Raw genomic sequence first — 11710 nt, forward strand, 5'->3', positions numbered from 1 at the left:
GGGGGGGGGGGGGGGGGGGGGGGGGGGGGGGGGGGGGGGGGGGGGGGGGGGGGGGGGGGGGGGGGGGGGGGGGGGGGCGGGGGGGGGGGGGGGGGGGGGGGGGGGGTCAGCTCTTGAAGACGTCCTTGATCTTCTCGCCGGCCTGCTTGAGGTTCGCGCCGGCCTGGTCGCCGCGACCCTCGGCCTCGAGCTTCTCGTCGTCGGTGGCCTTGCCGGTCGCCTCCTTGGCCTTGCCCTTGAGCTCCTCGCCCTTGTTGCCGATCTTGTCGTCGAGACCCATCGTCGATCCTCCTGTGGAGTCGGTGGCGACCAGGGTGGTCACCCGTCGAACCTGCCACGGAGGCGGACGGAAGGGCCCACCCGATCGGGTGGATCGGCCACCCGGGTGGGCCCGCGGACCTACGAGTCGAGGTGCTTCGGCTGGGCGGAGGGACCGGCGACACGGGGGACGTCGCGGCGCGGCGGCGGGGCCGTGTGCTCGACCTCCTCGGCCCGGGAGGCGTCGAGGCGCCAGATGAAGAAGCAGCCGACGATGGCCACGACCATCGCCACGGTTCCGATCAGGACAACAGTGCTCATGGGAGTCTCCAGTGCATAGGGAGGCAAAAACCTCTACAGTCCTGTATAGATTATCTCTGCAGGATGCACAAGAGTCTGGATGGAGGACAAATGGCCGAGGGGTTCAGCATCGGAGTGCTCGCCGACCGCACCGGGGTGACCCCGACGGTGCTCCGGACGTGGGAGAACCGCTTCGGCTTCCCGATGGGCACGAGGTCGCCGAGCGGGCACCGCCGTTTCTCCGACGCCGACGTCGATCTCGTCCGCCAGGTGCAGGACCTGAGGTCGTCGGGCGTCTCGCTGGGGGCCGCCGTCGACACCGTGCAGCGCCGGCACCGTCGCCCCGACGAGTCGGTGCACGCGGTCCTGGCCCGCGACTTCCCGCACCTGGGTCGGCAGCGGCTCGGTCGGCGTGCCCTCGTCGCGGCGTCGTACGCCGTCGAGGACGAGGCGCTGGCCCGGGCCGAGCGGCCGCTCGTGCTGGGCTCCTTCCAGGCCGGCCACCGCTTCGCCGGCCAGCGCCACCGGTGGGACGAGCTCGCGCGCACGGCTGCGTGGGCGGCCGTGGTCGCCGAGTTCGACGACGCCCTGCCCGCGGACCCGGCGGCCAGCCCGGCCCTGTGCCAACTGCCCGAGAGGTCGGCCCTGCGGCGGGAGTGGACCGTGGTCACGTTGACGGAGTCGCGTGCCGCGCTCGTCTCGGCCTGGGAGGTGCCCACTGCTGCGGGCGCCACGCCCGTCTACGAGTCGGTCATCAGCAGCCACCGCCCGGCCGCGGTCGCGGCAGCCCGCGTCCTGCTCGGCGCAGCACGGTCGGCGGGAGCCTCACCGGCGCACGGTGTCGACGAGCTCCTGGATGCGCCCGCCGGCCCGGACACCGGAGCCGCCGACGCCGACCGGTTGTGGTTGCGTGCCCTGGCGCGGCTCGACCGGTCCGGCTGACCGATCGGCTCAGGCGGTCTGCCGGTCCAGCGCGGCCTTCAGCTCGGCGACGGTCTTCTTGGCCAGGATCGGCAGGTACGCCGCGACGGCGGGCGCCGCCAGCCTGGACAGGCCGGAGAACGACATCTCCGCGGTGTAGCGCACCTGCGAGCCACGGCCGGCGGCGGTGATCTCGAAGATGTCGTGTCCCTCGAACTGCTCGTTGGTGCCCCGCAGGTGTACGCGCGTGGGCGGCGCGAGCTCGGCGGTCGTGTAGGTGATCTCGACCTCTCGCCCGAGGAAGGACGAGACGTTGTGGTAGGTCGTGCCGACCCCGCCGTCGCCGCTCGTCCGCTCGCACGTCTTCGTGCCCGGGTCCCACTCCTCGGCGTTGCTGAAGTCGCTGAGGTAGGCGTAGGCGGCGTCGGGAGTGGCGGTGGTGGTGAAGGTGCGGGAGACGGAAGGCATGTCGCCACGGTAGCCAGAGGTTCGCCGACACCGAACACCCCGGCGGGTCATTCATGCAGACTGCGGGCATGGGGATCCGTCGGAGCTCGCCGACCGCGCTCGCGCTGGTCGCCGTCCTCACCGCCGCCCTCACTCCCACGCTCGCCGCGTGCGATGACCCCCCGCCCGACGACGAGCCCACCGCCGAGCCGGTCTCGATCACCTGGACCGAGCGCGAGCTCCCGCCGCCCGAGGGGCAGCCCGGCCGCACCGTCGTACGAGACGCGGTGGAGTGCGGCGACGGCTGGTGGGTCGTGGGAGCCGTCTTCCTCGACCGCCCGACGGAGACGCGTGACACCAGGCCGGCGGCCTGGTTCTCCGCCGACCGGGAGACGTGGTCGTCGGTGCCGGTGGACGCCCGCACCTACTGGGGGCGGCGCGCCATCCTCAGCTCCGTCGCCTGCTCGCGCGACCGGATCGCCGTCGTCGGCGCCCGCTCGGGCGGTGCGCACGGCAACCCGCGCGTGACGTCCTTCTGGCTCGACGGCGGGACCCTCGTCGACGTGACCGCCGTCTTCACGCAGTACGGCGGCGTGAGCGCGACCAACGTCGGGCCGATCTCCGGCGGGCCTTCCGGCTGGCTGATCACCGGCAACCGCACGTCCGGCCCCGGCGTGTGGTTCACCGACGACCCGCGCGAGTTCACCCGTGTCGAGGCGGAGCCGGGCCTCACCGACGACGGCGACCTCGAGTCGCTCACGCAGGGCGGCGGCTGGGCGGGTGAGGAGTGGGTCGTGGTCGGCGGCGGCGCCCGTACGGGCGAGCACCTCGACCCCGATCCGCTCGCGTGGACCTCCGCGGACGGGCTCACCTGGGCTCCGCAGGAGATGCCGGCGACCGAGGCGATCGAGGACGCGCAGCGGGTGCTCGACCTCGGCGACGAGCGGCTGCTCGTGGTCGGGCGCAGCGGCCAGCGCTTCGCGGCCTGGGTGCGCGACGACGAGGGCTGGCGGGAAGCCGTGACCTTCGGCGCGATCGCCGACGGCTCGGACTGGCGCGGCGCGCCCTACGTCGCCTCGCTCGCCCGTACGCCGGCCGGCGTGCTGGCCACGGTCAGCACCGGCGACCACTACGAGCTCTGGCAGACCGCCGACGGTCGCGGCTGGGTCCGGGTCGACGTACCCCTGGAGCCGGTGACGGCCGGCGACCACACCCTCGTGGCCGGTGCCGGCGACGACGCCCTGCTGCTGATCGGCGACGCCGGCGAGGGTGGACGGGTGTGGTCCGGCCAGCGAGACGGATGAGGCACTGGTCCAGACCCCTCCAGCGCTCAGCCCCGCCTGCCGGCCTTGTTTTCTGTAACAAACCGGCAACGTCGGCGCGGCGACTCTGGACGTGACCGGCGTCACTCCATATGTTGTCCGACACAACATATGCACCCGTCAGGCGGACCAGCCGAGGTGCACACAATCGCTAGGAGGCGGTTCGCGTGAAGCGGAAGCACAGTTTGGTCCTCGTCCCCCTGGTCGGCCTGTCGATGGCGCTCACCGCCTGTGGCAGCGACGACACCGGCTCGGACGACACCGGCTCGGACGACACCGGCAGCAGCGAGGCGGCGGTCGGCAAGATCGGCGTCATCCTCCCCGACACCGAGTCCTCGGTGCGCTGGGAGAGCGCGGACCGCCCGGCCCTCGAGGCCGCCTTCGAGGAGGCCGGCGTCGAGTACGAGATCCAGAACGCCGAGGGCGACGCGGAGAAGATGACCACCATCGCCGACAGCATGATCGGCAACGGCGTCACGGTCCTCGCCATCGTCAACCTCGACTCCGAGTCGGGCGCCGCGATCCAGGAGAAGGCCGAGTCGCAGGGCGTGGCCACCATCGACTACGACCGCCTCACCCTCGGTGGCACGGCGCAGTACTACGTCTCCTTCGACAACACCGTCGTCGGCGAGCTGCAGGGCCAGGGCCTCGCGGACTGCCTCGGGGACAAGGACGCCAACATCGTCTACCTCAACGGTTCGCCCACCGACAACAACGCCACGCTCTTCGCCGAGGGCGCGCACAGCGTGCTCGACGGCATGAGCAACTACTCCGTCGTCGGCGAGCAGGCCGTCCCGGACTGGGACAACGAGCAGGCTGCCACGATCTTCCAGCAGCTCTACACCGCCGCTGACGGCAAGGTCGACGGCGTGCTCGCGGCCAACGACGGTCTCGGTGGCGCTGCGATCAGCATCCTCGAGGGCGCCGGCCAGGCGGGCAAGGTCCCGGTCACCGGCCAGGACGCCACCGTCGAGGGCCTGCAGAACGTCCTCGCCGGCACCCAGTGCATGACGGTCTACAAGTCCGCCACGCAGGAGGCCGGCGCGCTGGCCGACGTCGCGATCGCTCTCGCCAACGGCGAGGAGGCCGACGTCACCGGCACCACGGTCGACTCCTCGGACGACAGCGAGGTCCCGTCGATCCTGCTCGAGCCCCAGGCCATCACCAAGGACAGCGTCGGTGACGTGATCTCCGACGGTGGCCAGTCGGCAGCCGACGTGTGCACCGGCAAGTTCGCCGACCTGTGCGCCGAGGCCGGGATCTCCTGATCCCCTGCTCCACCCTTCGCGGAACGACGCCCGGGCCGCACCACGGCCCGGGCGTCGCTCCCGTGACTCGCACAACAAATTCCTGTCGATCGGAGTAGGACCATGGAACCGCTGCTCGAGCTGCGCGGAGTCAACAAGAGCTTCGGCGTGGTGCATGTCCTGCACGACGTCGACTTCGCCGTCTACCCCGGGCAGGTCACTGCCCTGGTCGGCGACAACGGCGCCGGCAAGTCGACGCTGGTCAAGATCATCGCCGGCATCTACGGCCGCGACAGCGGTGACTACCGGTTCGAGGGCAACGAGGTCGAGGTCCACGGACCCCGCGACGTCGCCGCCCTCGGCGTCGAGGTCGTCTACCAGGACCTCGCCCTCTGCGACAACCTCGACATCGTCGAGAACATGTTCCTCGGCCGCGAGGAGACCACCCGCTTCGGCCTCGACGAGGTCTCCATGGAGACCCGCGCCCGCGAGACCCTCGCGTCCCTCTCCGTACGCACCGTGAAGTCCGTGCGCCAGAGCGTCGCCAGCCTCTCCGGCGGCCAGCGCCAGACCGTGGCGATCGCCAAGGCGGTCCTGTGGAACTCCAAGGTCGTCCTCCTGGACGAGCCCACCGCCGCCCTCGGTGTCGCGCAGACCCGGCAGGTCCTCGACCTCGTACGCCGCCTGGCCGACCGCGGCCTCGGCGTCGTGCTCATCTCCCACAACATGGGAGACGTCCTGGAGGTCGCCGACCGGATCACCGCGCTCTACCTCGGACGCGTGGCCGCGGACGTGTCGTCGAAGGACGTCACGCACGGCCAGATCGTCGAGCTCATCACCGCCGGACGCTCCGGTGACCTCGGCATTGCCGAGAACCCCGCCACCGCGACCGTCTGAGAAGGACCGGAGACCACCATGACCGACACCCAGTCCACCCCCGCGGCCCCCGTCGCGAGCGGCTTCGACAACGACAACCGCCAGGCCGGCAGCATCGGCGACTCGGCCCGCGACTACGTCAACCGCCTGCGCGGCGGTGACATGGGCTCCCTGCCCGCCATCCTCGGCCTCGTCGTCCTCGTCGTGATCTTCGCCTCGCTCAACGACCGGTTCCTGACGACGTACAACATGGCCAACCTGGTCGTCCAGGCGAGCGCGATCATCGTCCTGGCGATGGGCATCGTCTTCGTGCTGCTCCTCGGAGAGATCGACCTGTCGGCCGGTGTCGCTGGCGGCGCCTGCGCGACCATCACCGCCCTGATGCTCATCGACTACGACTGGCCGTGGTGGCTGGCGACGCTCGCCGGCGTCGCGTTCGGCATGGTGGTGGGTCTGGTCATCGGCTCGCTCGTGTCGTTCCTCGGCATCCCGTCCTTCGTCGTGACCCTCGCGTTCTTCCTCGGGCTGCAGGCGGTCCCGCTCAAGCTCATCGGCTCCGGCGGCTCGCTCCGCTACAACGACCCGGTCCTGCGCGGCCTGTCGATCAAGAACGTGCCCGTCACGGCCGGCTGGATCGCCGCGGTGCTGATCGTGCTCGCCTTCGCCGCGCTGTCGCTGTGGAGCTATCGCTCGCTCTCGGCCAAGGGCCTGGTCCACCCGCCCATCGGCCTCGTCGCGATCCGCATCGCCGTCCTCGCCGCCATCGTCCTCGGCCTCACTGCGCTGCTCAACGCCAACCGATCGCCCAACCCGATCTTCGACATCAGCGGCATCCCGTGGGCGGCGCCGGTCGTCATCGCCCTGCTGCTCTTCTGGACCTTCATCCTCACCAAGACCCGCTTCGGGCGGCATCTGTACGCCGTCGGCGGCAACGCCGAGGCTGCTCGCCGCGCCGGCATCAACGTACGCCGGGTCCGGATCATGGCCTTCGTCATCTGCACCGGGATGGCGGCGCTCGCCGGCCTGCTGTCGGCGTCCTACACCGGCAAGGTCTCCCCGGGCTCGGGCGGCGGCAACGTGCTGCTGTACGCCGTGGCGGCGGCTGTCATCGGCGGCACCAGCCTCTTCGGTGGTCGCGGCCGGGCGCTCGACGCCGTCATCGGCGGACTGGTCATCGCGACCATCTCCAACGGCCTGGGGCTGCTCAACCAGGCGGCCTACATCAACTTCGTGGTCACCGGTGGCGTGCTGCTGCTCGCCGCGAGCGTTGACGCCATCTCGCGTCGTCGTCGCTCCTCGGCGGGCGTATAGGTCACGACGTTGAGCCCGCAGCGGCGCTCGGGCCTCGGCACCAACCAGGAGGCCATCCGGCGCCACAACCTCGGCACGGTGCTCCGGCACGTGCACAGCGCCGGTGAGATGTCGCGCGCCGAGCTGACGGCCATCATGGGGCTCAACCGGAGCACGATCGCGGGCCTGGTCGGCGAGCTCGAGTCGCTGGGCATCTCCGAGCGGACCACGCCGGTGGAGGGCGCCCGCCAGGGTGCCGGCCGGCCGTCGGCGGGCGTACGGATCGCCGAGGACGGCCCCTACGTCATCGCGGTCGACCTCGGCGTCGACCGCGCGGTCGTCGCCCGGGTCGGGCTCGGCGGGCGGATCCTGCAGCGCGCGCAGGCGCCGGTGCACAGCGACGGCGAGGCGTGGCAGGTCGGAGCGGCCGTGGCGGCGCTGATCCGCACGGTCGTCGCGGACGCCCCAGCGGCGTCCGCCCTGGTCGGTATCGGCATCAGCGTCCCGGGACTGGTGCGTCGCAACGACGGCCTCATCCGGCTGGCCCCCAACCTCGAGTGGCACGACGTGTCGTTCGGCGGCATCGTGCTGGCGGCGCTGGGGCTCGACGTCCCGGTCTCCCTGGCCAACGACGCCGACCTCGGCGCCCTGGCCGAGCACACCCGCGGGGCCGGGGTCGGCACCGACGAGCTCATCTACATCTCCGGCAACGTCGGTGTCGGTGCGGGGATCATCACCGGCGGCCACCGCCTCGAGGGGGCCGGCGGCTACGCCGGCGAGGTCGGCCACCTGCGCTTCGACCCCGCGGGCCGTCCGTGCCACTGCGGCAACCGCGGCTGCTGGGAGACCGAGGTCGGCGCCCACGCGATCGCGGCGGCCATCCAGTGCCCGCCGGACAAGGTCGCCCAGCTCGACGAGGTGCTCGACTCCTTCGGCAAGCCGTCGCCCGCACTCCGCGCCACCGGCACCGCCCTCGGCCAGGGGCTCGCGAGCCTTGTCAACATGTTCAACCCGCAGACGGTCATCCTGGGCGGCTACCTCCGCTCGCTCTACCTGCTGGTCGGGGCCGAAGTCGACGCCGGACTGGCCGAGCGCGCCCTGCCGGCGCCGCTGGAGTCGGTCACCCTGGCGCTCCCCGGCCTCGGGTCGGACTCCTCGCTGCTCGGGGCGGCCGAGATCGCGCTGGAGCCGCTCTTCATCGACCCGGTGGCGGCGCTCGGCACCGCACTCGAGGACGTACGCTCCCGCCTGGCCGGCTGACGTCGCCGTCGGTCAGGCGGTGAGGTCGAGCTCTCCGGTGAGGACCGGACCGAACGACTGCTCGGCCGCACCGAGCGCAGCGGCCTGGATGCCGAGCGTGCTCGGCCGGACGTCGGGACGCACCTGGACGTCGGAGGCGAGGCGCTCGTCGAGGGTGCGGCGGGCGGGCTCGAGCACCAGGTCGCCCAGCGCCGCGAAGTAGCCGCCGAGCACGATGACCTCGGGGTCGAGGACGCTGCTCAGCATCGCGATCCCGAGGCCGACGTCGACGCCGACCCGTTCGAGCCCGGCGCGTACGGAGGCGTCGGTGCGCGCGCGCTCGGCGACCGACTCGGCGGTGAGGAGCGGGGTGTCGAGCTCCGGCATCCCGACGGCGGCGAGCATCGCGTGCAGGCCGATCGCGGCCTCCCAGCAGCCCCGGCGCCCGCAGCCGCAGAGCGCGGTGGAGTCGCCCATGGGCATGTGGCCCACCTCGCCGGCGAAGCCCGCGCCGCCGCGCACCAGCTCGCCGTCCTGCACGATGCCGGCGCCGATGCCGACGGTCCCGGTGACGTAGAGGGCGTGGCCGGCTCCGCGAGCGGCGCCGTGGTGTGCCTCTGCGTACGCCGCGCAGTTGGCGTCGTTGCTGACCTCGATCTCGAGGCCGGGGACCAGCTCGCCCAGCGTGGCGGCGAGGTCGGTCCAGTCGACCCGGAGGTTCGGCGCCCACGCGACGGTGTGGTTGTCGCCGCGCACCAGCGCGGGCACCGCCAGCGTCGTACCGACCACGATGCTCTCCGGTCCGACGTGCTCCGCGAGGGCCGTGCGCGCCAGGTCGTGCAGGGCGTCGCCGGTGCCGCCGGGTCGGCTGGTGCTCGACACGACCCGGCCGGAGAGGTCGAGCACGACCGCGGAGACGTAGTCGACGTTGAGCTCGAGCCCGAGCGTGACGAACCGGTCGCCACGCAGCGCCACCGGCCGCCCTGGCCGACCGCGTACGCCCGGCCGCGATCCCTCCTCGGCGACGGCGCGAGCGGCCTCGAGGTCCGCGACGATCACGCCGACCGTCGCCTTGGCGAGGCCGGTGTGCCGGGCCAGCTCGACCCGCGTGGACGGGCCGAGCCGGCGGAGCGCACGGAGCACGGCGCCGGTGTTGGTGCGGCGCAGTCCCTCGGTGCCGACGCGCGCCCGGAACTGGGGCTGCACGGTTAGCGGACGCCGTACAGGTGCTCGAGCGCGAGCTGGTCGAGCAGCTCGAAGCCGCCACCGCGGGCGGCGAGCTCCTCGGGGTCGCGCAGGTCGGCGGCGAGCAGGCCCTTCCAGCCCTCTCCCTCCGCAACGGTCGGGACGCCGAGCTCGGGGACCTTGGCTGCCTCGAGCGCGGCCTGCACCTCCGGGTCGGCGCGGAAGGCCTTCACCTTCTCGCGGAGGATGAGGTAGTTGCGCATGTTGGCCGCGGCCGAGACCCAGACGCCGTCCTCGTCCTCGGTGCGGGCCGGCTTGAAGTCGAAGTGGACCGGGCCGTCGTAGCCGCCGGCCAGCAGGGTGTCGACCACCCAGAAGGCGCCGCGGACGTTGCCGGCGCCGAAGCGCAGGTCCTGGTCGTACTTCGGGCCGTTCTGGCCGTTGAGGTCGATGTGGAAGAGCTTGCCCGACCACAGGGCCTGGGCGTAGCCGGCGGCGGCGTTCATGCCGGCCATCTCCTCGTGCCCGATCTCCGGGTTCACGCCCACCAGCTCGGGGCGCTCGAGCTGCTCGATGAAGGCCAGGGCGTGGCCGATGGTGGGGAGCAGGATGTCGCCGCGCGGCTCGTTGGGCTTGGGCTCGATCGCGAAGCGCATGTCGTAGCCCTGCTCGGTGACGTAGTCGCCGAGGACGTCGAAGGCCTCCTTCATCCGGTCCAGCGCGACGCGGGTGTCCTGCGAGGCGCCGTACTCCGCACCCTCGCGACCGCCCCACGCGACGTACACCTTCGCGCCGAGCTCGGCGGCCAGGTCGACGTTGCGCATCACCTTGCGCAGCGCGAAGCGGCGGATGTCGCGGTCGTTGTTGGTGAAGCCGCCGGACTTGAAGACCGGGTGGCTGAAGAGGTTGGTCGTCGAGGTGGTGACCACGAGGCCGGTATCGGCGAGGCCCTTCTTGAAGCGGGCGATGATCTGGTCTCGAGTGGCGTCGTCGCTGCCGAAGGGGATCACGTCGTCGTCGTGGAAGTTGACGCCGTACGCCCCCAGCTCGGCGAGCTTCTCCAGCGCGTGGACCGTGTCCATCGGCGGGCGGGTGGCGGGCCCGAACGGGTCCACTCCCTGCCAGCCGACGGTCCAGAGGCCGAAGGAGAACTTGTCCTCGGGGGACGGGGTGGGGATGTCGATGGTCATGGGGTGCCTTCCGTGCTCGGGGTGGTGGTCCAGGTGTCGGTGCGGGCGCGCAGGTCGGCGTAGACCTCGCGGACGTGGGGGGTGGGGTCGGCCTCGAGCACGGTCGTCTCCGGGGCCGGCCAGGTCGGCGGCTCGGCCGATCCGGCCAGGGCCCAGGCGGCCTGCCGGGCCGCGCCGAGGGCGACGTACTCACCCGGCGGCGGCAGCACGACCGGGCAGCCGAGCACGGCCGGGGCGAGCTCGCGCAGTGCGGCGCTCTTCGTCGCGCCGCCGACCATGAGCACCCGCTGCGGCTGCGCCCCGGTGGCGGCGACGAGCCGGTCGACGGCGTCGGCGAGCGAGCAGAGCAGTGCCTCGTACGCCGCGCGCGCGAGGTCGGCGCGGGTCGTGCGGGGCGTGAGCCCGGTCCAGGTGCCGACGGCGTCGGGACGGTTGGGGGTGCGCTCGCCGCCGTAGTAGGGGAGGAGGGTGACCCCGCCGGCGCCGGGCGCGGACTGCAGGGCCAGCGCGGCCAGCTCGTCGTGGTCGACGCCGAGCCACCGGGCCTGGAGGTCGAGGATGCCGGCGGCGTTCATCGTGGTGACCATCGGCAGGAAGCCGCCGCTCGCGTCGGCGAAGCCGGTGACGACGCCCGCGCCGTCGGCGACAGGCGTCGTGCTGATGGCCGAGGCGACGCCCGAGGTGCCGACCGAGACGAGGACGTCGCCGGGCCGCAGCGCCATGCCGAGCGCGGCCGCCATGTTGTCGCCCGTGCCGCCGGCCAGGACGGCTCCGCCGCTGGTCTCGGCCGCCGTGTGTCCCGGGGCCACGATGCGGGGCAGGCGGGCCGAGTGGCCGAGCGCCTGCTCGAGCAGGTCGGGTCGCCACTGGCCGATCGCAGTTGCGAAGTAGCCGGTGCCGGAGGCGTCGCCCCGGTCGGTGAACGGCTCGGTGCCGGGGGCGGCGAGGTGGTGGGAGACGAAGTCGTGGGGGAGCAGGACCGTCGTGGTGGCGACCGCGTGCTCGGGCTCGTGGTCGCGCAGCCACCGCAGCTTGCTGGAGGTGAACGACGCGACCAGCACGCTGCCGATCGCGTCGGCGCACGCCTGCGGTCCGCCCATCTCCGCGATGAGGTCGCGGGCGGCGTCGGCCGAGCGGGTGTCGTTCCAGAGCAGCGCGTCCCGTACGGGCGCGCGCTCGTCGTCGAGGGCGACCATGCCGTGCTGCTGACCGCCGACCGCGACGGCGTCCGCGCGCTCGAGGAGGCCGGCCGTCGCGTCGTCCGCGGCGGCCAGCCAGGCCTTCGGGTCCACCTCGGTGCCGGGCGGGTGGGGCGCGGTCCGGGCGTCGACGACCTCGCCGGTGTCGGCATCGACGAGAAGGGCCTTGGTCGACTGGGTGGAGGAGTCGAGGCCGAGGATGAGAGCCACGTCACTATTAAGTATGAGTCTCGAAC

12 protein-coding genes are annotated in these 11710 nt (G+C 72.6%); 6 read left to right on the forward strand and 6 right to left on the reverse strand.

The window, feature by feature from the left end:
* Positions 1-106: 106 nt before the first annotated feature.
* The gene (locus EUA94_RS17450) at positions 107-322 is read right to left on the reverse strand and encodes a CsbD family protein (protein ID WP_422879905.1); all 216 of its coding nucleotides are present in this window, start codon (positions 320-322) and stop codon (positions 107-109) included.
* 77 nt (positions 323-399) lie between these two features.
* Positions 400-579: a hypothetical protein gene (locus EUA94_RS17455; protein ID WP_129428179.1), complete on the reverse strand. Its 180-nt coding sequence runs from the start codon at positions 577-579 to the stop codon at positions 400-402.
* A gap of 90 nt (positions 580-669) precedes the next feature.
* Between EUA94_RS17455 and EUA94_RS17460 the strand changes: the two genes are divergently transcribed.
* Entirely contained in the window at positions 670-1500 is an 831-nt protein-coding gene (locus EUA94_RS17460; protein ID WP_165356981.1) for a DICT sensory domain-containing protein, read from the forward strand.
* Between the two features lie 9 nt (positions 1501-1509).
* Here EUA94_RS17460 and EUA94_RS17465 read toward each other — a convergent pair whose 3' ends face one another.
* Entirely contained in the window at positions 1510-1947 is a 438-nt protein-coding gene (locus tag EUA94_RS17465) for an SRPBCC family protein (protein WP_165356983.1), read from the reverse strand.
* A 68-nt stretch (positions 1948-2015) separates the two neighbouring features.
* Here EUA94_RS17465 and EUA94_RS22245 point away from each other — a divergent pair, with 68 nt between their 5' ends.
* From EUA94_RS22245 to EUA94_RS17490, 5 genes are all read left to right on the forward strand, one after another.
* Complete coding sequence (locus EUA94_RS22245; RefSeq protein WP_165356985.1) at positions 2016-3230, forward strand: hypothetical protein; 1215 nt, start codon at positions 2016-2018, stop codon at positions 3228-3230.
* A 185-nt stretch (positions 3231-3415) separates the two neighbouring features.
* Entirely contained in the window at positions 3416-4516 is a 1101-nt protein-coding gene (locus EUA94_RS17475) for a sugar ABC transporter substrate-binding protein (protein WP_129428182.1), read from the forward strand.
* 102 nt (positions 4517-4618) lie between these two features.
* Entirely contained in the window at positions 4619-5392 is a 774-nt protein-coding gene (locus EUA94_RS17480; RefSeq protein WP_129428183.1) for an ATP-binding cassette domain-containing protein, read from the forward strand.
* Positions 5393-5410: 18 nt separating this feature from the next.
* A complete protein-coding gene (locus tag EUA94_RS17485; RefSeq protein ID WP_129428184.1) occupies positions 5411-6682 on the forward strand; it encodes a sugar ABC transporter permease in 1272 nt (423 codons plus the stop codon).
* A 9-nt stretch (positions 6683-6691) separates the two neighbouring features.
* A complete protein-coding gene (locus tag EUA94_RS17490) occupies positions 6692-7921 on the forward strand; it encodes an ROK family transcriptional regulator (protein ID WP_129428185.1) in 1230 nt (409 codons plus the stop codon).
* A 12-nt stretch (positions 7922-7933) separates the two neighbouring features.
* Here EUA94_RS17490 and EUA94_RS17495 read toward each other — a convergent pair whose 3' ends face one another.
* From EUA94_RS17495 to xylB, 3 genes are read right to left on the reverse strand one after another with little or no spacing between them, the layout of a single operon-like run.
* Positions 7934-9106, reverse strand: coding sequence for an ROK family transcriptional regulator (locus tag EUA94_RS17495; protein ID WP_165356987.1), 1173 nt, complete (start codon positions 9104-9106; stop codon positions 7934-7936).
* A 2-nt stretch (positions 9107-9108) separates the two neighbouring features.
* Positions 9109-10275, reverse strand: a complete 1167-nt coding sequence (gene xylA / locus EUA94_RS17500) for a xylose isomerase (RefSeq protein ID WP_129428187.1) — start codon at positions 10273-10275, stop codon at positions 9109-9111.
* Positions 10272-11684, reverse strand: coding sequence for a xylulokinase (gene xylB, locus EUA94_RS17505; protein ID WP_129428188.1), 1413 nt, complete (start codon positions 11682-11684; stop codon positions 10272-10274). Before xylB ends, xylA begins: the two co-directional genes overlap by 4 nt.
* Positions 11685-11710 lie beyond the last annotated feature (26 nt).

It is taken from the genome of Nocardioides zhouii (assembly GCF_004137345.1).
In the GTDB taxonomy this organism is placed as follows: Bacteria; Actinomycetota; Actinomycetes; order Propionibacteriales; family Nocardioidaceae; genus Nocardioides; species Nocardioides zhouii.